Origin of the sequence: Aeromicrobium sp. Leaf272 (assembly GCF_001422865.1) — a bacterium.
Classification (GTDB): domain Bacteria; phylum Actinomycetota; class Actinomycetes; order Propionibacteriales; family Nocardioidaceae; genus Aeromicrobium.
Genome location: NZ_LMMY01000010.1, coordinates 248,301 through 267,535, shown reverse-complemented (window position 1 = coordinate 267,535; position 19,235 = coordinate 248,301). Strand labels below are relative to the sequence as shown.

At 72.8% G+C, this 19,235-nt stretch carries 19 protein-coding genes and 1 tRNA gene; 10 read left to right on the top strand and 10 right to left on the bottom strand.

What is annotated here, in order from left to right; translation table 11 throughout:
• Window positions 1-7 precede the first annotated feature (7 nt).
• Window positions 8-286: a hypothetical protein gene (locus ASF38_RS06570; protein WP_156366823.1), complete on the bottom strand. Its 279-nt coding sequence runs from the start codon at window positions 284-286 to the stop codon at window positions 8-10.
• A gap of 50 nt (window positions 287-336) precedes the next feature.
• On the opposite strand from ASF38_RS06570, the gene ASF38_RS06565 reads away from it, so the two are divergent.
• A complete protein-coding gene (locus tag ASF38_RS06565) occupies window positions 337-1,605 on the top strand; it encodes an MFS transporter (RefSeq protein WP_200914439.1) in 1,269 nt (422 codons plus the stop codon).
• A 173-nt stretch (window positions 1,606-1,778) separates the two neighbouring features.
• Here ASF38_RS06565 and ASF38_RS06560 read toward each other — a convergent pair whose 3' ends face one another.
• Together ASF38_RS06560 and ASF38_RS06555 are read right to left on the bottom strand one after the other, a co-directional pair.
• Window positions 1,779-2,495 (bottom strand): hypothetical protein, encoded by a 717-nt coding sequence (locus ASF38_RS06560; RefSeq protein ID WP_056574538.1) that lies wholly within the window; start codon window positions 2,493-2,495, stop codon window positions 1,779-1,781.
• An 88-nt stretch (window positions 2,496-2,583) separates the two neighbouring features.
• Window positions 2,584-3,939, bottom strand: a complete 1,356-nt coding sequence (locus ASF38_RS06555) for a deoxyribodipyrimidine photo-lyase (RefSeq protein WP_056574535.1) — start codon at window positions 3,937-3,939, stop codon at window positions 2,584-2,586.
• Window positions 3,940-3,985: 46 nt separating this feature from the next.
• Between ASF38_RS06555 and ASF38_RS06550 the strand changes: the two genes are divergently transcribed.
• Entirely contained in the window at window positions 3,986-4,675 is a 690-nt protein-coding gene (locus ASF38_RS06550; protein WP_055969178.1) for a metal-dependent transcriptional regulator, read from the top strand.
• A gap of 24 nt (window positions 4,676-4,699) precedes the next feature.
• Here ASF38_RS06550 and ASF38_RS06545 read toward each other — a convergent pair whose 3' ends face one another.
• The 3 genes from ASF38_RS06545 to ASF38_RS06535 are packed head-to-tail and all read right to left on the bottom strand — an operon-like array spanning window position 4,700 to window position 7,724.
• Window positions 4,700-5,611, bottom strand: a complete 912-nt coding sequence (locus ASF38_RS06545) for an NAD(P)H-binding protein (RefSeq protein ID WP_156366822.1) — start codon at window positions 5,609-5,611, stop codon at window positions 4,700-4,702.
• A 2-nt stretch (window positions 5,612-5,613) separates the two neighbouring features.
• Window positions 5,614-6,420 carry a DUF1295 domain-containing protein gene (locus ASF38_RS06540; RefSeq protein ID WP_235492863.1) on the bottom strand — a complete coding sequence of 269 codons (807 nt, stop codon included), beginning with the start codon at window positions 6,418-6,420 and terminating at the stop codon, window positions 5,614-5,616.
• Window positions 6,417-7,724, bottom strand: a complete 1,308-nt coding sequence (locus ASF38_RS06535) for a cyclopropane-fatty-acyl-phospholipid synthase family protein (protein ID WP_056574531.1) — start codon at window positions 7,722-7,724, stop codon at window positions 6,417-6,419. Before ASF38_RS06535 ends, ASF38_RS06540 begins: the two co-directional genes overlap by 4 nt.
• Window positions 7,725-7,867: 143 nt before the next feature.
• Here ASF38_RS06535 and ASF38_RS06530 point away from each other — a divergent pair, with 143 nt between their 5' ends.
• Genes ASF38_RS06530 through ASF38_RS06520 form a run of 3 tightly spaced genes read left to right on the top strand, consistent with a single transcriptional unit; the run spans window position 7,868 to window position 10,479 of the window.
• Window positions 7,868-8,317 (top strand): PGPGW domain-containing protein, encoded by a 450-nt coding sequence (locus tag ASF38_RS06530; protein ID WP_056574528.1) that lies wholly within the window; start codon window positions 7,868-7,870, stop codon window positions 8,315-8,317.
• A gap of 9 nt (window positions 8,318-8,326) precedes the next feature.
• Window positions 8,327-9,535: a S8 family serine peptidase gene (locus tag ASF38_RS06525; protein WP_082480494.1), complete on the top strand. Its 1,209-nt coding sequence runs from the start codon at window positions 8,327-8,329 to the stop codon at window positions 9,533-9,535.
• Window positions 9,532-10,479 carry a 1-aminocyclopropane-1-carboxylate deaminase/D-cysteine desulfhydrase gene (locus ASF38_RS06520; RefSeq protein ID WP_056574523.1) on the top strand — a complete coding sequence of 316 codons (948 nt, stop codon included), beginning with the start codon at window positions 9,532-9,534 and terminating at the stop codon, window positions 10,477-10,479. The genes ASF38_RS06525 and ASF38_RS06520 overlap by 4 nt, the downstream gene beginning before the upstream one ends.
• A gap of 7 nt (window positions 10,480-10,486) precedes the next feature.
• Here ASF38_RS06520 and ASF38_RS06515 read toward each other — a convergent pair whose 3' ends face one another.
• Together ASF38_RS06515 and ASF38_RS06510 are read right to left on the bottom strand one after the other, a co-directional pair.
• Window positions 10,487-11,152, bottom strand: coding sequence for a hypothetical protein (locus ASF38_RS06515; protein WP_156366821.1), 666 nt, complete (start codon window positions 11,150-11,152; stop codon window positions 10,487-10,489).
• On the bottom strand, window positions 11,145-12,794 hold the full coding sequence (locus ASF38_RS06510; RefSeq protein ID WP_056574517.1) for an Ig-like domain-containing protein: 1,650 nt from the start codon (window positions 12,792-12,794) through the stop codon (window positions 11,145-11,147). The genes ASF38_RS06515 and ASF38_RS06510 overlap by 8 nt, the downstream gene beginning before the upstream one ends.
• Before the next feature lie 156 nt (window positions 12,795-12,950).
• Between ASF38_RS06510 and ASF38_RS06505 the strand changes: the two genes are divergently transcribed.
• On the top strand, window positions 12,951-14,318 hold the full coding sequence (locus tag ASF38_RS06505; protein WP_056574514.1) for an NAD(P)/FAD-dependent oxidoreductase: 1,368 nt from the start codon (window positions 12,951-12,953) through the stop codon (window positions 14,316-14,318).
• A gap of 3 nt (window positions 14,319-14,321) precedes the next feature.
• Here the strand turns inward: ASF38_RS06505 and ASF38_RS06500 are convergent, their stop codons facing one another.
• The gene (locus tag ASF38_RS06500) at window positions 14,322-15,314 is read right to left on the bottom strand and encodes a DNA topoisomerase IB (protein WP_056574511.1); all 993 of its coding nucleotides are present in this window, start codon (window positions 15,312-15,314) and stop codon (window positions 14,322-14,324) included.
• 113 nt (window positions 15,315-15,427) lie between these two features.
• On the opposite strand from ASF38_RS06500, the gene ASF38_RS06495 reads away from it, so the two are divergent.
• Complete coding sequence (locus tag ASF38_RS06495; RefSeq protein WP_055969149.1) at window positions 15,428-16,390, top strand: PHB depolymerase family esterase; 963 nt, start codon at window positions 15,428-15,430, stop codon at window positions 16,388-16,390.
• A 195-nt stretch (window positions 16,391-16,585) separates the two neighbouring features.
• On the opposite strand, the gene ASF38_RS06490 is transcribed toward ASF38_RS06495, so the two are convergent.
• A complete protein-coding gene (locus tag ASF38_RS06490; protein WP_056574508.1) occupies window positions 16,586-17,134 on the bottom strand; it encodes a TetR/AcrR family transcriptional regulator in 549 nt (182 codons plus the stop codon).
• A gap of 58 nt (window positions 17,135-17,192) precedes the next feature.
• On the opposite strand from ASF38_RS06490, the gene ASF38_RS06485 reads away from it, so the two are divergent.
• From ASF38_RS06485 to ASF38_RS06475, 3 genes are all read left to right on the top strand, one after another.
• The gene (locus ASF38_RS06485) at window positions 17,193-17,654 is read left to right on the top strand and encodes a PaaI family thioesterase (RefSeq protein ID WP_056574505.1); all 462 of its coding nucleotides are present in this window, start codon (window positions 17,193-17,195) and stop codon (window positions 17,652-17,654) included.
• 87 nt (window positions 17,655-17,741) lie between these two features.
• Window positions 17,742-17,814, top strand: a tRNA-Arg gene (locus ASF38_RS06480).
• A gap of 296 nt (window positions 17,815-18,110) precedes the next feature.
• On the top strand, window positions 18,111-19,088 hold the full coding sequence (locus ASF38_RS06475) for a hypothetical protein (protein ID WP_156366818.1): 978 nt from the start codon (window positions 18,111-18,113) through the stop codon (window positions 19,086-19,088).
• Window positions 19,089-19,235 lie beyond the last annotated feature (147 nt).

Here is a 19,235-nt window from a genome sequence, read left to right as displayed (position 1 = left end):
CGGCGGCTCAGAGCACGAGGACCGCAGTCACCACCGCCGGCAGCACGCCGAGCAGGGTCCACGGTGAGACCGGCGGGAGCCGGTGCACCAGCCGGCCGGCCGAGACCGCGGCGGTGCCGAGCGCGCCCATGATCGCGACCAGCACGATCGCGGCGTCGTGCCGCTCGCCGGCGAGCATCGTGACCGCAGCGGCCAGCGCTCCCAGGGGGAAGCAGGACACCGCGACGACGAGCAGGCTCACGATCCACTGCTGGACCTGCTGCGTCGTCATCGGTGGCCGGGCCATGACGTGATCCTGCCAGCGAGGGTCGGTCACCCATGCGCCAAGATCGTTGCGTGGGGAGACTGTCAGGGGTGGCCGGTGCGGTGCTGACCGACGTGCGTCCGCTGCGCGCGTCACCGGCGTACCGACGGCTGTGGCTCGGCCAGACCGTCTCCGCGTTCGGCCAGCAGATGACGATCGTCGCGATCGCGTACGAGGTCTACTCGCTCACCACGTCGTCGTTCTCCGTCGGCCTCATCGGCCTGGCCGGACTCCTGCCCCTCGTGCTCGGCGGGCTCTACGGCGGCGCGCTCGCCGACGCCTTCGACCGACGTCGGGTCGCCCTCGTGTCCGCCCTCGGGCTGTGGCTGTGCTCGATGGCCCTCGTCGCCCACAGCCTGGCCGGCGTCGACTCCGTCGGCTTCCTCTACGGGCTGGTCGCCGTGCAGTCGGCGCTGTTCGCCGTCAACCAGCCCGCGCGGTCGGCCATGCTGCCGCGCCTGCTGCCGGCCGACCTGCTCCCGGCCGCCAACGCCCTCGGGATGGCCGCGACCAACCTCTCCTTCACCGCCGGGCCGCTGCTCGGCGGGCTTCTCATCGCCTGGAAGGGTGTCGACGCCGCCTACCTCGTCGACGTCGTGCTCTTCGTGGCCGCCCTCTACTCCCTGTTCCGGCTGCCGGCGCTGCCGCCGCTCACCCGCCAGCCCGTCCCGGGCCTCCGGTCGGTGGTCGAGGGGCTGCGCTTCCTGCGCACCGCACCCAACGTGCGCATGACGTTCGTGATCGACCTGTTCGCGATGGTGCTCGCCCAGCCACGCGCCCTGTTCCCTGCCCTCGCCGTGACGGTCTTCGCGACCGGCCCGGAGACCCTCGGGCTCCTGCAGGCCGCTCCCGGCATCGGTGCGGTGATCGCGTTCCTCGTGTCCGGCTGGGTGAGCCGGGTGCACCGGCACGGGGTCGCCGTCGTCGCAGCCGTGTGCGTCTACGGTGCCGCGGTGTCGGCGGCAGGGGTGTCGGTCTTCTCCGGCGCGAGCCTGCTGTGGCTGTGCGTGCTCATGCTCGCCTGCTCGGGTGCGGCCGACATGGTCAGCGCCGCCTACCGGTCGACGATCCTGCAGACCGCAGCCCCCGACGAGCTGCGCGGCCGCATGCAGGGCGTGTTCATCGTCGTCGTCGCCGGTGGCCCGCGCCTGGGCGACTTCGTGATGGGCTCGCTCGCCGGCCTGGCGGGGGAGGCCTGGGCGATGACGATCGGCGGGGCGCTGTGCGTGGCCGCCACGGCCTGGTTCGGCCTGCGGTCGCGTGGGTTCCGCGCCTACGACGCGCGCGAACCCACGCCGTAGCGGGTGCTCGACGCGTCGCTCGACTCGTCAGAGGTAGCTAGCGCACCGAACGGGCGCGTCTGAGGTAGGTCTCACACCTCATGCGCCGTCGATGAGGTGCGACACCTACCCCTGACGGCGGTGTCAGGTGCGCTACCTACCTCTGACGAGGGCACGGAGGTGACGAGGAAGGGTCAGGAGAAGCGGGCGAGGTCGATCTCGATCCACACCTGCTCGGCCCGACCCAGCAGCTCGCCGTCGACGGTGTGCAGGGAGGTGGCGGTGCGGAACTTGCGGCCGTCGCGCTCGCGCAGGAGCCCCGACGCGAGCAGCGTCTCGCCCGCAGTGGGACGACGCAGCACCTCGGCCGTCATCCGGCCCAGCACCATCGGCTGCGCGGTGAAGTCGGCGGCCCAGCCACCGGGGCAGTCGAGCGCCGCCCACGTGGTGGGGACGTCGAGCAGGCCGTCGCTCCCGGCCACGGCGGGGTCGGGGGTCCAGGTGCCCGCCGTGCGCCCGTCGCCCACCGGACCGGTGAAGAGCCGCAGGCCGTCGCCGGGCTCGCGAGCCGTGCCGCAGGTGAAGCACAGGTCGAAGGGGTGCGACGCGAACCCGGGGTACGACGCCACGCCCTGCTCGGCCTCGTCGACGCTCGGGGCGGTGAGCGGCTCGTGCTCGAACGACCCCGACGTCGCCTCGCCGATGAGCGCGCCACCGGCCGTCACGAGTCGCACCTCCTCGGGGTGGTCCTCCCAGGTGAGCGGGACCTCCAGCGGGGGCGGCTGCCGAAGGGTGGCCGTGACCACCGTGCTGCCGTGCCGCTCCTGCTGCTGCGCGGCGAGCAGGCCACTCACCCAGCCGCCGTTGCCTGAGTGCTCGGGGCCGTTGAACCTGCGGGGGATCGTGGTCACGGGACCACCGTAACCACGCCGCACGGTCCGGGCGACGACCCCGGTCCCGAAGCTCTCGCGTCAGGAGTCCGGTCGCCGGCGGCCCTGATCAGGAACGCATGGCCTCGTAGCGGCGCAACGACTCCTTGCGCTCCTCGGCATGGTCGACCATCGGCCCGGGGTAGTCCGCCGGCGGCTCGTCCAGGCGCCACGGCTCGTGGACGAACCGGTCCGGGACGTCGCGCAGCTCCGGCACCCACCGGCGCACGTACGTGCCGTCGGGATCGAACTTCTTGCCCTGCGACGTCGGGTTGAAGATGCGGAAGTACGGGGCGGCGTCGGTGCCGCACCCGGCCACCCACTGCCAACCGTGCTGGTTGGAGCAGGGGTCGGCGTCCACGAGCAGGTCGAGGAAGTGGTCGGCGCCCACGGTCCACTCCAGGTGCAGGTCCTTCACCAGGAAGCTGGCCACGATCATCCGCACGCGGTTGTGCATCCAGCCCTCCGCCTGCAGCTGCCGCATGCCGGCGTCGACGATCGGGAAGCCGGTGCGGCCGTCCTTCCACAGCTGCAGGTCGCCGCCGGGGTGGTCGTACTCCATCGTCTCGAACCGCTTGTCGTAGTAGCCCTCGAGCGTGTCGGGCCGGTGGTGCACGACGTCGGCGTAGAACTCGCGGAACGCCAGCTCACGCGCGTAGGCCTCGGCGCCCTTGCCGCCCCGCTCGGCCAGGTCGGCGAGCATGGTGCGCGGGTGGATGGTGCCCCACTTCAGGTGCACCGACATGCGCGACGTCGCGTCGCGGCCGGGCACGTCGCGCAGGTCGTCGTACTCGTCGACCTGGTCGATCCAGTCGCGCCAGCGCCGGCGCGCGGCCTCCTCGCCGAGCGGGGGGAGGGTGACGCCCTCGGGCGGGTCCACGTCGGGCAGCTGGGTGGTGCGCACGTCGGCCTGGATCCACGGCACCGAGCGGACACCCGGGGCCGGAGCGCGCCATCCGTGGGCCTGCCACGCCCGGTAGAAGGGAGTGAAGACCCGGTACGGGGTGCCGTCGTCCTTGGTCACCCGACCGGGCGCGACGGCGTACGAGGAGCCGGTACGCACGAACGCGACGTCGTCGTCGGCCAGCGCCTTCTCGATGCGCTCGTCGCGACTCGACTCGTACGGGCCGTAGTCGGCGGCCACGTGCACGCTCGTCGCCTCCACGGCACGCGCCACCCGCGGCACGACCTCCTCGGGCTTGCCGTGCACCACCACGAGCCCACCGACCCGTTCGTCGAGGTCGCGCAGCAGTCCCATGAGGTACGCCAGACGGGTCCGACCGTTCGGCCCCCAGTAGTGGTCGTCGAGCACGAACATCGGCACGACGCCGTCGGGACCGGCCTCGATGGCCTCGCGCAGGGCCGGGTTGTCGTTCAGCCGGAAGTCGGATCGGAAGCACATCACGGAGGTCGGCACGGGCACCATCCTCACGCGTGCACGCGGTGTCTGCACCTCATGGAACAATGGCCGCGTGAGCGAGCTGATCGACACCACCGAGATGTACCTGCGCACCGTCTTCGAGCTGGAGGAGGAGGGCATCGTCCCCCTGCGCGCACGCATCGCCGAGCGCCTCCACCAGAGCGGGCCCACGGTCAGCCAGACCGTGGCGCGCATGGAGCGCGACGGCCTGCTCACCGTCGAGGGCGACCGCCACCTCGAGCTGTCCGACAAGGGTCGTGCCCTCGCCACGCGGGTCATGCGCAAGCACCGTCTCGCCGAGCGCCTGCTCACCGACGTCATCGGGCTCGAGATCGAGTTCGTGCACGAAGAGGCCTGCCGCTGGGAGCACGTCATGTCCGAGCAGGTCGAGCGTCGGCTCGTCGAGCTGCTCGAGCACCCCACCGAGTCGCCGTACGGCAACCCCATCCCCGGGCTCGAGGAGCTCGGCGAGGTCGTCGACGACTCCACGTTCCTGCACGGCGTCGAGCCGCTCACCAAGGTCACCGGCCGTTCCGACGAGCCCGTCCGCCGCATCGTCCGGCGCATCGCCGAGGAGCTGCAGAAGGACACCGAGGTCATGTCGGTCCTGCGCCGCGTCGGCGCGCTGCCCGGCAACGACGTGCTCGTCTCGCGCGGTCACGACGGCGTGGTCGTCGCCCGCCAGGGCGAGACCGCCGAGATCGACGCCGACGCCGCCGCGCACATCTTCGTCTCGGAGTAGACCCCGCCCAGGGCTGCCGCAGCGCTAGGGGCGCTGCGTGGCCTGGCGGAGCGCTGCCTCCACCGACGTCCGCCCGCCGGGCGGGAGCCCCACGAGGTCGTCGATGTCGTGCTCGGTGCACACCATGTCGAGCGACAGGCTGTGGACCAGGGCGGCGTTGAGCGAGCTGGGACCCGGCGCGACGGTGCCGACGAGCAGGCTGAACGTGTGCGGCAGCAGCACGGGGAACAGCAGCGTCGACGGCACCCGTCGGCCCGCGGCTCGCGCGTGGGCCTGGATCAGCTCGCGGTACGTGACGACGTCGGGCCCGCCCACGTCGAAGCTGCGCCGCACCTCGCCCTCGAGGTCGGTGACGCCGACCAGGTAGTGCAGCAGGTCCTCGAGCCCCACGGGCTGCATCGTGTGCTTCAGCCACGTCGGCCCGACGACCACGGGCAGGAGGCGGGTGGCGACCTCCATGAGGTCGAACGACGCCGAGCCTCGACCGATCACCATGCCGGCTCGCAGCACCACCGCGGGGACGCTGCCGCCGAGGAGGATCTGGGCGACCTCGTCGCGCGAGGCCAGGTGCTCGGTCAGCTCGCTGTCCCCGGGCGGCAGCAGGCCACCCAAGTAGACGATGCGCTGCACGCCGGCCTCGGCAGCCGCCGTGGCGAAGGTGGTGGCGAGCACCCGGTCGGCGGCGGCGTAGTCGTCACCGTCGGACATCGCGTGCAGCAGGTAGTGGGCCACGCCGACGCCTGCCAGCGCACGGGCGAGGACCTGCGGGTCACCCGCGTCGCCCTGCACCACCTCGACCGACGACACCCATGCGGCGTCGGGCAGTCGAGCGGGGTTGCGGACGAGCACACGCACCTCGTCGCCGCGTGCGACGAGCCGCTCGGCCAGGTGCGCCCCGACGAAACCCGTGACCCCGGTGACCAGCACCGGCGCCATCGTCACGCCTTCTTCGGGGGCAGGGGGATGAAGCCGCTCGTGCGACGGACGTAGTCGTCGTAGCCGGGCTTGGTGCGCTTCATGCCCTTCTCGTTGAGCGAGGCTCCTGTGACCTTCGTGAGGAAGATCGTCATGGCGATCGGGCTGATCACCGTGGCCACACCGGCCCACGACGACGCCGCCACGATCCAGATGCCGGTCCACACGCAGGCGTCGCCGAAGTAGTTCGGGTGCCGGGTGTAGCGCCAGAGGCCCTGGTCCATGACCTGGCCCTTGTTCTCGGGGTCCTTCTTGAACCGGGCCAGCTGCCAGTCGCCCACGGCCTCGAAGAACAGACCGACGGCCCACACGGCTGCGCCCAGCCAGCCGAGCCAGCCGATCGTGCCGACGTTGTTCATGCCCACCATCACCGGCGTGGCCACCAGGAACATCGCGATGCCCTGGGGGAGGAACACCCGGGTGAGCGCGACCTGTCCGAACGAGCGCCCGTCCTTCTCGGCCAGCTCGGCATAGCGGGGGTCCTCGTCCTTGCCGCTGTTGCGGTGGTGCAGGTACACCGCGAGCCGCACGCCCCACACGGCGGTGAGCACGAGCAGCAGCAGCTGGGTCCCCGGCATCCCGTCGCCGTAGCCGGTCACGAAGACCGAGACGACGGCCACCGCCACGAAGCCCAGCGGCCACGCGGTGTCGACCACGGTGAGCTTCTGGATGCGCACCGAGATGGCCATGCAGACGGCCATGAGGACGACGACCGTGAGCAGGCCGAAGCCGAGCGTGACCAGCGCGTGCGAGGTGTCGTTGGCGATCAAGCCAACCACTCCAGGGGGCTGGCCGGCATGTCGCTGCGGCCGGCGGGGGAGGGCTTCACGGCCAGGATCTGGTCGACGCCCATGCGGTTCTCCTCGAAGGCGAGCGACCCGCCGGCCAGGTAGAGGCGCCACACGCGGGCGGTCTCCTCACCGACGAGGGCCACGGCCGTGGTCCAGTTCTCCTCCAGGTTGGCGGCCCACCCGGCGACGGTCTGCGGGTAGTGCTCGCGCATGGCCTGCACGTCGCGGATCTCCAGGCCGGCACCGGCGATGAGGCCGATGGTCTTCGCGATCGGCTTCATGTGCATGTCGGGGGCGATGTACGTCTCGATGAACGGTCCGCCGCCGGGACGGTCGCCGGGCGCGTCGTTGCTGCGCGACATCTGCTGGATGAGCACGCGTCCGCCGGGGCGCAGGTAGCGCTGGATCGACTCGGTGAACACCACGTACTCCTCGTCGCCCACGTGCTCGCCCATCTCGATGGAGGCGATGGCGTCGATCGTCCCGTCGGCCACGCCCGCTCCGGCGAGGTCGCGGAAGTGGCGCAGGCTCACGTCGACGCGACCCTGCAGCCCACGCTCGGCGGCGCGCTTCATGACGTAGTCGCGCTGCTCCGACGACAGCGTCACGCCGGTGACGTGCACGCCGTAGTGCGCGGCGGCGTGCAGGCTGAGCGAGCCCCAGCCGGAGCCGATGTCGAGCATCCGCATGCCCGGTCGCAGCCCGAGCTTGCGGCAGACGAGGTCGAGCTTGGCCGTCTGCGCCTCCTCGAGGGACATCGACGCATCGGCGTGGAACCCGCTGGAGTAGGCCATCTGCGGGTCGAGGATGAGCTCGTAGAAGTCGTTCGACAGGTCGTAGTGGTGGCTGATGGCCGCCCGGTCACGCTCGCGGCTGTGCAGCTCGCCGGTCAGGTTCGACTCGGCGGCCGGTGCGGCGGGGCGTCGGCCGATGGCGCCCAGACGGACCGCGAGGTAGGCGCCGCGCAGCTTGAGGCGCAGGCTGATCTTCGGCCGACCGGCCTTGCCGTCGGCCTCGCGGGCCACGCGGACGGCCTCCCACATGGTGCGCAGGCCATCGGCCAGGTCGCCCTCGAGGTCGAGGTCTCCCTGCACGTAGGCGCGGGCGACGCCGAGCTCACCGGGGGAGTGCAGCACGTGCCGCACGGCGCGCTTGTCGCGCAGCACCAGCACGGGAGCGTCGGCCGGTCCGGCCTCGCTGCCGTCCCAGAGCCGGAGCCGGACGGGCAGGGACATGTCGAGGGCTTCCTCGGCGAGGGACAGCAGGGCGGCGGCCTTGTTCATGGGTCAATCCTGGTCTGGTCGGCGTGGACCCGCCATCCGGGGTCCGCGAGAACCATTCGATGCCGTGGCCACCGTGGATCGGTGTGTCCAGGACCGCACCAGGTCCGTGCCCCGGTGTGGGTGGACTAGGGCATCCTGTGGCCATGAAGCAGCAGCGTCGTGAGCGCGGCGTGCTCGAGCGTGTCGCCACCGAGACGTTGGGCTGGGTCCTGGTCGTGGTGGGGATCATCCTGTGGCCGCTCCCGGGACCCGGCCTCCTGATCATCCTCGCGGGCATCACGGTGCTCTCGCGCCAGCACGCCTGGGCGCGGCGGGCACTGGGGCCCGTGCGCGAGAAGGCGATCGAGGCGGCGCGCTTCGGCGTCGCCACCTGGCCGCGCATCACCCTCAGCGCCCTCGGCGGGGTGTGGCTGTTCGCGCTCGGCGTCGTGTGGTGGATGTCGCCGACGATCCCGGAGTTCAGCGTGCTCGGCGTCGGCTTCGGACCCCGGCTCCCCGCGGCTGGATGGGCCACGGGCCTGGGGCTGATGGCCTCCGCGGTGGTGGCGTGGGGTCTGCTCGTCTACAGCGTGCGGCGCTGGCGAACGCGGTAGTCTTCGCCCGTGACGCCCCGACGTCGTCGTCCCCCTGTCGCTGTGACCGTCCTCGCCGCGACGGTCGCCGGTCTCCTGGCGTCCGGGATCACTCCGGTCGCCGCGTCGGACGAGCCGCCGGTGGACCGGACGGCGGAGCGGATCGTGGCCCGCGCCGCGGACGGCCAGCCGTTGCGCGTGGTCACCACGACCCTCGGACCCCAGGGTCGACCTGAGATCAGCACCACCGTCGTGTCCAGTCGCGATCGAGCCAGGCTGCTCGTGGCCCGTGCGCTGCGCGACCGCGACGTCGACGCGGTGTCGGTCGCGCTACCCGTGCGCACGACCGCGTCGAACGACACGCTCCGCCCCCGGCAGTGGGGCCTGACCCGGCTCCAGGCCGAGACCGTCTGGACGCGGGCGAACGGCGCCGCCACCAGGACCACGAGGCGTGCGGTCGTCGCCGTCCTCGACACCGGGGTCGACGCCACGCACAGCGACCTCAGGGCCAACGTCGGGGCGGGCTACGACGTGCTGGCTCCCGGCACCAGCGCGGCCGACCCCAACGGCCACGGCACGCACGTGGCCGGCATCGTGGCCGCCGTCGCGGGCAATAGTCGTGGGGTGGCCGGACTCGCGCCCCGCGCGGCCATCCTGCCGATCAGGGTGCTCGACTCCGCGGGCCGCGGCACGAGCGACGCGGTCGCGCGCGGCATCGTGCGTGCGGCCGACCGCCGGCCTCATGTCATCAACCTCTCGCTGAGCATCCCGGGCGACGACCCCGCCGTGCGGCAGGCCGTGGCCTACGCCCAGCGCAGGGGCGTGCTCGTGGTCGCCGCGGCCGGGAACACCGGGTGCGGCCTGTTCGGACGCACGCAGTACCCCGCCGCCTACGCAGGAGTCGTCGGGGTCGGGTCGCTCGACTCCTCGCTCGCCGCCTCGCGCTTCAGCAGCTGCGGATCCTGGGTCGACGTCGCCGCTCCGGGGGGCGGCATCTGGTCCACCGTGCCGAGGCAGAACAGGGTGGGCTGCTCCGGGACCTACTACTGCTCGCTCAGCGGCACGTCGATGGCGGCGCCGCACGTGGCCGCCGCAGCGGCGATGGCCATGAGCCGGCGTGGCTGGAGCGCCGGCACGGTTGCCGCGCGCCTCGAGAGCACGGCCCGCGACCTCGGCGCCCGCGGCAAGGACCGGACGTACGGCGCCGGCCTGCTCGACGTGCGGGCCCTGGTGGGATGACCTTCCTCGCGCGCCGCTTCCCGGACGCCGACCTGCCGTGGGTCCGGCTCGGGACCGGCCCCACGCCGGTGCGGGAGCTCGACGGATTCTGGGTCAAGGACGAGGCGGGCTTCGGCGACGGCGGGTGGGGTGGCAACAAGGTCCGCAAGCTCGAGTGGATCATCCCCGAGCTCCATCGTCGGCGCCGCAGAGTGATGTTCACCGTGGGTGGCATCGGGACCCACTGGGGTCTCGCTGCCGCGCTCTACGGACGTGAGCACGGGCTGCGCGTGGTGCTCGGCCTCGTCGACCAGCCGGTCGACGACCACGTGCGCGAGCAGACACGACGCCTCGACGCCTCCGGTGCCGACATCCACCGGTTCCGGTCGGTGCGAAGCCTGAGGCGCACCGCGCCCCTCCTGCTCGCGCGCTACGCCGACGGACTGCGTCTGCCGCACTACGTCCCGGCCGGCGGATCGACCGCGGTCGGCAGCCTCGGGTACGTCGAGACCGCCCTCGAGATCGCGGAGCAGGTCCGGGCCGGTCTGCTGCCCGAGCCGGCCACCGTCGTGACGGCGGTCGGGTCCGGTGGAACGGCCGCCGGCCTCACGCTCGGGCTGCGCATGGCGGGTCTGCGCTCGCGGGTGCTGGGCATCGTCGTCAACGACGCCTTCCGCCTCGACGCCGTCACCATCGCGCGCCTGGCCGACCAGACGGCCGCACTCCTGCGCACCCGGGGCGCTCTCGTGGAGGAGCGCATCGGTCCGCGCGACCTCGTCGCCGACGCGTCGTGGCTCGGCGAGACCTACGGTGCCCTGACGCCCGAGGCCGAGGAGGCCCGCGCCTGGGCCGCAGACCAGGGCCTGGAGCTCGAGCCTGTCTACACGGCCAAGGCGCTCGCCGCGATCCGCGGGAGCGCCCTCGACGGCCCCGTGCTGTTCCTGCAGACGCACGGCCCGCGGTAGCCGACCACTATCGGGGTGGCGCGTCCCCGCGCTCCTCGAAGGGAGTCATGGGCGGCATCAGGTGGGTGAGCTCCTGGCTGAGGTGCGCCCAGCGGGCGACCTGGCGCATGCGGTCGCCCTCGGCCGTGCGCTGGCCGTCGCCCCACGGTCGGGGCCACCCGCGCGCGAGTGACAGGACACCGCCCGCAGCGAGCAGACCCGTGCCGATGGTCCGCCTCCGCCACGACGGGGCCACGTAGAGCTGGTCGCCGAAGCCCGAGTGCGGGATCCAGCGGAACGCGCCGACCTGCTCGGCCGACTGGATGCCATGGTGCTGCGCCTGGCGCACCGTCAGGAGAGCCGTCTCCTCGACGTCGCCACCGGTGAACGCCACGATCGACGTCGCGGGCGGACCGGACGCCGGCTCAGGCTCCGGGACCTCCACGAACCAGAGAGGAGGTGCCTTGGGTGCCGCGTCCGCCGTCACCTCGAGCCGGGACACGAGCCCGTCGGTCAGGTGTGCGACGGCGACGACGCCCGCGGCTTCCTCCGACCCGGCCTCCGCCTCGGGAACCGTCAGCGCGGTCCCGTCGGCGTGCCGGTCGGACTGGACGAGCGAGACCCGCACGAGCGCGCCGCCGGTGTCGACGACACGCACGTGCCAGATCGGGAACGCGGGTGCGTCGTCAGGCACCCGCGGCGTCCCGACGGCGTCGGCTTCCGGCGACGGCCGCGGCGCCGGTCGCCAGCAGCGCAGCGCCGAGGGCCAGCAGGCCGGTCCGCGGGCCACCGGTCGAGGGCAGGCTCGACGTGGCCGTCGCGACCGTGCCGCTGGCAGAGCCCCCGAGCGACGCGTCGGCGGGCGCGGTGGAGCCGTCGTCGGAGTCGGCCGGGTCCTCGGGGTCGACCGGCGTGACGGCACCGTTGTCGCTGACCAGCACGCTGACCGTGGCCGTGTCGGACCCGTTGCCGTTGGTGAGGCGGTAGGTGAAGGTGTCCACGCCCTCGAAGCCCGGCTCCGGCGTGTAGCGGATCCGCTGGGTGCCCGCGCTCGGCACGGCCAGCACGCCGACGCGGTCGTCCGGGCCCGGCTCCGGCGTCGGAACCGTGGCCTCGCCCACCAGCTCGGCGGTGCCGCCGTCGGGCTGGGACGCGACGTCCAGCGTCGTGCCCGGGTCCTCGCTGTCGTCGTTGGCGAGCACGTCGACGTCGACCGGGTCGCCGTCGAAGGACTCGTCCTCGTCGTCGACGGCATCGGGGAGGATCGCGCCCGCGTTCGTGAACAGGGCGACGGCGCTGTCGGAGGACTCACCGGGACTGAAGAAGAAGCAGTACTCGGGTGTCTCCTCCGTGCACGGGTCGATCACGCGCCGACGCGGCGAGGCGATGGCGCCGGGCGCGGCCGACTCCTGGGTGATGACGTAGGTCGAGCCGGGGTTCCCCTCGCGCTCGCTGCACCTCGACGAACCGGGGCCGAACTCGAAGGTGGTGAACGTCGTGCAGGTCGTGGGATCCGGGGTCGTACCGTCGGCGCGGATCTCCTGGATGCGGAACACGCCGCCGGCCGTCCCCTGGGGGGCGTAGGACCCGTCGGCCAGCTGTACGCCCACCCGGAACTTCGTGGTGCCGAAGTCCGCGTTCACCGGCGGTGCGACGTAGGCCTCGACCTGCAGGTCCACCGTGGCCGTGGCGGTGGTGCCGTCGGCCGTCGTCACGCGGTAGGTGAACGAGTCGGGTCCGGTGTAGTCCTCGTCGGCGTCGAACTCGACGCGCAGCGAGCCCTCGCCCGGTACGTCCTGGCCGGGCTCCTCGAAGCGGGATCCCACCACGTAGGCCGTGCCGTGCTCGCCCTGGCTCTCGATCGTGAGCGAGCGGATCGCGTCGGTGCTGGTGTCGTTCTGGAGGACGTAGAACGTCCCGGTCCGGCCCGCGGTGACGTCGCCCGTGTCGTCGGCGAGCACGAGCTCGGTGTCGGCGGCGGCCACCTCGGGCCCCGGCGCGGCCTCGGCGGCGGGCTCGGCCTCGTACTCCGTCGGGTCCACCTCGACCGGCTCCTCGGCCGGTGCGGCGACGTCCTCGGACGCAGGTCCGTCCACGGCGTCACCTGCGGGGGGCTCCTCGGCGAGCGCTTCCTGCTCCTGCTCGGGGGTGAGGGACGGCTCGACGCCGGACGACTCGGTGGTGGTCCGGTCCGTCGAGGACGTCTCGGGAGCGAGGTCCTCGTCGGCCATGGCCGTCGGCGCGACGCCGACGAGCGTGACGAGGGTGGCGGCACCCGTGACGGCCAGACGGCCGATCGGGGTGCGCAGGAACGAGGTGCCGGAAGGCAGGGACATGAGGCTCCGCGGGAGTGCGATGTGGGTCGTCCCGCGGGTGCGGGCTCCGTGAGCGTAGGTCACGGCGGCCGACTCCGCCCGCCTTTCGCGGCTCTGTTCACCCGGGAGTCGCGCCCCGGTCCTGCGCGAGGACCACGGCGGGGCCACGATGGGGGCATGACGACGTGCGACGTGGTGGTGATCGGTCTCGGACCCGGTGGCGAGGCGCTGGCGGCCCGACTGGCGGGGGAGGGGCTCGAGGTCGTGGCCGTGGAGTCCGGTCTCGTGGGCGGTGAGTGCCCCTATTGGGGCTGCATCCCGTCGAAGATGTTCATCCGCGCCGCCGGCGCGATCGCGGAGACCCGGCGCGCGGTGGAGCTGGCCGGCGCCGCGACGGTCGAGCCCGACTTCTCCGTGGTCGCGAAGCGCATCCGTGAGCAGGCCACCGACGACTGGGACGACACCGTGGCCGCCGAGCGGCTCGAGAAGTCGGGCGCGCGCCTGGTCCGCGGTCACGGTCGGCTGGCCGGTCCCGGCGTGGTCGAGGTCGACGTCGCCGGTGGGGGGACGCAGCGCATCGAGGCCCGGCGCGGCGTCGTGCTCAACCCGGGGACCCGGGCCGCGGTGCCGCCGATCGATGGACTCGCCGGCACGCCCTTCTGGACGAACCACGAGGCTCTCGAGGCGACCGTCCTGCCGAGCTCCCTCGTGGTCATCGGTGGCGGGCCGATCGGGCTCGAGCTGGCGCAGGCGTTCGCCCGCTTCGGCAGCGAGGTCACGGTGGTCGAGGTCGGCCCCCGGATCCTCGGTCCCGAGGAGCCGGAGGCCTCCGACGTGCTGCGGGGTGCGTTCGAGCGCGACGGCATCGACGTGCGCGAGGGCGACAGCATCACCTCCGTCTCCCACGACGGCACGCAGTTCACCCTCGAGCTGGCCTCGGGCACCGTCCACGCCGAGCAGGTGCTGGTGGCAGCCGGGCGGACGCCGTCCATCGGCGACCTCGGGCTGGAGACCGTCGGTCTCGACCCCGACGCCCGGTCGATCGAGGTCGACGACGCGATGCTCGCGGCCGACGGCGTCTGGGTCGTCGGTGACGTGGCCGGGCGCGGCGCCTTCACCCACGTCTCGATGTACCAGGCGGACCGCGCGGCCCGCGCGATCCTCGGGGAGGACCTGCCCGACTACGACACGTCGTTCCCGCGGGTCACGTTCACGGACCCGGAGGTCGGCGGCGTCGGCCTCACCGAGAAGCAGGCGCGCGACCGTGGTCTCGACGTGGCCGTCTCCACCACCGACCTCGCGCAGAGCTCGCGCGGGTTCACCCACGGCCCGGGCGCCGAGGGCGTCGTCAAGATCGTCGTCGACACCACTCGCGACGTCGTCGTCGGTGCCACCGTGGTCGGACCCACCGGAGGCGAGACCGTCTCGGGTCTCGCGGTGGCGGTCCGCGCCGAGGTCCCGGTGGCGACGCTGCGGAACTCCGTGTTCGCCTACCCGACGTTCTGGCGAGCGGTCGAGAGCGTGCTGCAGGACGTGTCGGAGTAGCCCTCAGCCCTTGCCGAGCAGCTCGAGGACCTGCTTCTCCAGCGTGCGGCTCACCGGCTCGCCCGGAGCGACGGGACGGTGACCGCCGGCCACCACGACCCCGTCGTCGAAGAGGTCGACGACGCGCGGGTCCACGTACGACGAGCGTGCGACGGCCGGGGTGTTGCCGAGGTGCTCGGAGACCTCCCGCATCGCGGCGGCCACCGACTTCTTGCGCGCGGTCTTGGTCGACGCGTCCGACGAGGAGAGGGCGGCCGCCGCGATCACGGTGCCGCGCCACGTGCGGAAGTCCTTGGCCGAGAACTCCTCGCCCAGCATCTCCTTCACGTAGTCGTTGACGGCTGACGCCCCGAGGGTCGACCAGCCGTCGTCGCCGCGGTACGCCAGCAGGACGTCGCCGCCGGTGCGGCGGCGACGCAGCGGCTCGAGCGCCGAGATGAGCCGCTCGTCGCGCAGCGCGACCTCCAGGTCCTGGCCGCTCTTGGCCACGTAGGAGAACACGAGCGTGTCGCCGTCACGTCGGACGTGCTGCTTCTCGATGGTGGTCAGCCCGTAGCTGCCGTTCTCGTCGGCGTAGCGGTCCGAGCCCACCCGGAAGATCCCGAGGTCCAGCAGGCCGAAGGCCAGGGCGGAGACGCTGCGCAGCGTCGGCTCGTCGGTGACCTCGTCGCGGGCACGGTCGCGGACGTCGAGCAGTGCCGCGGCGAAGCCCTCCATGTGCACGAACTTCTCGGCGTCGCGCCGTTCGCGCCAGGCCGGGTGGTACAGGTACTGACGGCGTCCGGCGTCGTCGGTGCCGACCGCCTGCAGGTGGCCGTTGTGCACCGGGCAGATCCAGACCTTCGTCCACGCAGGCGGAATGACGAGCTGCTTGCAGCGCTCGACGTCGATCTCCTGCAGCGGGGCGCCGTCCTGGTCGAGGTAGCGGAAGCCTCGGCCGTGCCGCACACGCGACCAGCCGTCCATCGAGGCAGAGACGCGACGCAGCCGGACCATGCAGCGACGGTAGGTCGCCTCCGTGGCCCTCGCGACTCGAGCCGGGTACCGACGCGGGCGTCGATCACGAGGTGTCGACCTCGGCGTGCGGCGGGACCCGGCAGACTAGGGGCGTGCGAGCTCTCGTCGCGGTCGTCGTCCTGTCCCTCACCCTGGGCGCCTGCACGCGCGGTTCGGCAGGCACCGAGGCGCGACCGACCGGCACGCCGTCGACGGCCGGGTCCGCGGGGACGACTCCCGGCTGCGGGTCCGTGCCCGACGACGTCACCGGGGCGACGCGCGACGTGACCCGCAGGATCACGGTCGACAGCACGCTGCGGCAGTACATCGTGCACGTGCCGACCGGCTACGACGGCTCACGCCCCCTGCCTGTCGTGTACCTCTTCCACGGTCTCGGCAGCTCCGCCGCGGAGGTCGCGACGTACGCGTCGTTCCCGGCGGCCGCCGACGACCGGGACTTCATCCTCGTCTCGCCGCAGGCCACCGGGACGCCAAGCACCTGGGACGTCCTGACACCGGCCTCCACGGCCGGCTCCGACGCCGCGTTCTGGCTCGAGCTCACGACGTCGCTCGGCGACGAGTGGTGCGTCGACGACGACCGGCAGTACGCGGCCGGCATGTCGAACGGGTCGGCGGTCATCTTCGCGATGGCCTGCTCGGGCGAGTTCCCGTTCAAGGCCTACGGCGGCGTGGCTGCCACCTTCTACGACGACGCTGCCTGCGGTGACGCCCCGCCGGCATCGGTCGTCTACTTCCACGGCACGGGCGACGAGGTGGTCCCGTTCGACGGCGGGGAGACCCCGTTGTTCCCCGTCCGCTCGGTCGACGCCGTGATGGCCGACTGGGCGAAGCACGACGGCTGCGCCACGAAGCCGCGCACGACCGAGGTGGCCTCCGACGTGGAGCTGGAGCGGTGGCGCGACTGCGACGGCTCCGCGCGCCTCGAGACGTACGTGATCGACGACGGTGGGCACACCTGGCCCGGGGCGGACTTCGAGGTGCCCGTGCTGGGGAAGACCACCTCCTCGATCGACGCGACCGACCTCATGGTCGAGTTCTTCGGGCTGGGCGACTGAGGGTTCGCTGGGCGACGGACCGGCCGACTGGGCCGAGCGCGGGACGGAGCACGCGCGCGCACCCTGCCTCCGCAGTGACGTGAGGACGGGGACGGGCTCGGTGGTGGAGACCGCGCGTGATTGTCGTGCGGGACGCGGCTGAGCCGATACGTTGGAAGCGCCTCCCCCCGTGCCGACCCCTGGAAGGCCACTGGCCTAGGTGCGGGGGGAGGCCCCGAGCAGCCCCGTGAGGTGGCGCCGGACGTCGTCGAGGGGCTCCGGGTCCCGAGCCACCCGGGAGCGCAGGATGGCGCCCTCGACCGCACTGAGCGCCACGCTGGCGGCGCTCGGGTCGCCCGTGGTCTCGGACAGCAGGGCGTGCAGGCGCTCGAACACCGCCTGGGCGGCAGCGTTCACCACCGGGTCGTCGTCGACCGCCGCGGCCGCGATCGGACAGCCCAGTGCTCCGCCGTGGCGACGGATCTCCCGCTCCCACCAGTCCAGCATCGCCTCGAGCATCGCGCCGGCGGGCTGCTCGGGGGCGGCCGCGGCGCCGTCGGTCATCAGTCTCTCCAGGTGTCGTCCTGCGACCCGGACGGCCTCGGCGACGAGGGCCGGCTTGCCGGCCGGGAAGTGCTGGTAGATCGATCCGCGCGCCGCACCGCTGCGCTCGAGGACCTCGGCCACGCCGGTGCCGTGGACCCCACGCTCGCGCACCAGCGCGATGGTGGCGGTGACGATGCGGTCCCTCGCTCCGGTGGCCATCGACCCACTATAGACCGATCGGTCTATAGTGGGTCCTCGTCGATCGAGAGGGTCCGTCATGACGTCGCTGTCAGCCGAGCAGCTGGAGCACCTGAAGCAGCTCACCGGGCTGGAGTTCCTCCGGACCGCCTTCGCGGCCGAGGACAGGCCGCCCTTCATCGGGGACCTCCTCGGCCTCGAGGTCGAGTCGCTGGAGGAGGGGACGGTCGTGTTCTCGGTGCCGACCAAGCCCACCTTCGCCAACCCCCTGGGGTCCCTGCACGGCGGCATCTGCGCCACCCTGCTCGACTCGGTGATGGGCTGCTCGATCCACTCGACGCTCGAGGCGGGCGTCGGGTACGGGACGCTCGAGCTCAAGGTCAACTACATCCGGACCGTCCCGGTCGACGGTGCACGCCTGGTCGGGACCGGCCGCACCATCCACGTCGGACGCCAGGTGGCCACCGCCGAGGGCTCCATCATCGACGCCTCCGGCCGGCTCGTCGCCCACGGCACCACGACCTGCATGATCTACCGCTGACCTGCCGAGGTCGGGTCGGCTGCGCCCCGCTCCTGCCGCGCCTGCCAAGATGGGGGTGCGTCGTCACCCCTCGGGGCTCGGCGCCCCGCCCCCGTAGCTCAGGGGATAGAGCAACGGTTTCCTAAACCGCAGGTCGCAGGTTCGAATCCTGCCGGGGGCACGTACGGCCGGGTCGTGGGGCACGTACGGCCGGGTCGTGGGGCACGTACGGCCGGGTCGTGGGGCACGTACCGCCGGGTCGTGATGGGCGTGGAGGAGCAGCGGCAGGGAAACGGTCTCCTCAGTCGCGGGTCCCAGGTTCGAACCCAGCCCGGCTTCGCCGGTCGCCGACCCGAAAGGTCCGGGCCGCGCCGGGTCCAAGGTCCCCTTTCGTGCGAGTGCGCCCCGTCGACCTGCGCAGAGCCCCATACTGGTCGCGGCCCGCCCCCTGTCCCGTCCGGAGCACCGATGTCCCTCATGAGCGCTCGCTCGCCCCTTGCCCGCCTCACCGTCGCGGGCGCCTGCGCCGTGGCCGGTCTCGTGACCGTCGCCGCGCCTGCGCTTGCCGACGACACCACCTCGAGCGACGTCGACGGCTCCGAGGAGTCGACGCCGACCTCCACGCCCGAGACCTCCGCGGCCCCGGACGGCGAGTCCGACGTCGAGGAGAGCACCAGCCCGGAGACCGGGACGTCGACGTCCGAGGCGACGTCCACCGAGGACACGCCCGACCCGAAGGTCGTCGACGACGTCGACGAGGCCGAGGAGGTCGTTCCGAACTACGGGTCGCGCAAGTTCCGGGTGGGTGTCCGCCTCGCCGAGGACAACGACCTCCCCGCCGGTACCGTGACCGAGGGCAGCGTCCTCCGGGTGACGGTGACGAGCCAGGACGGCGCCGACTCCGAGACCTTCGACTGCACCACCATCGCGGTCGGAGACCCGGGGAGCGGCGACAGCCAGTGCGAGGGCAACCTCTTCCGGCCCTACCCGAACCAGCCGGAGCTGCGCGCCAGCGCCCGAGGTGTCGACATCGACGATCCCGGCCAGTCCGCGACGGACCGGTTGAACTGGTACTACACGACGCCGGGGGCCACGGTCACCGTCCAGCACCTCTCGTCCCCGGGCGAGCTGGCGCCCGAGACGAGGACCGCAACCGTCACCCCGTGCGAGGTGAGCGAGACCGATGCCCTCTTCTGCGACGACACCGCGGACGTGTGGTTCGAGCTGGGCGCGCCGAGTCCGGAGGAGCCGGCCGAACCGACCGATCCCTCGGGCCCGACCGATCCCTCGAACCCGGCTGACCCCTCGGACACGAGCGACTCCTCGGACGCGGCCGGCTCGGCACGTCTGCCCGACACCGGGGGCCCGGAGGGCGCACTCCTCGCGCTCGGTCTCGGCATGGTCGCCGCCGGCGGCACGGCCGTCGCGGCCGGCCGACGCCGTTCGGACGCCTGAGCCGCCTCGTGCTCGGGCCGCAGGTCTGGCGCTGTCGGGCTCTGGGGCCCGACGGCGCCACGGCCTGGTTCGCGTCGGTCGTCGGTGGCGCTCGCCCCGACGGCACCGTGACGGAGCTGCTCGCCGCAGAGGCCGAGGACCTGGTGC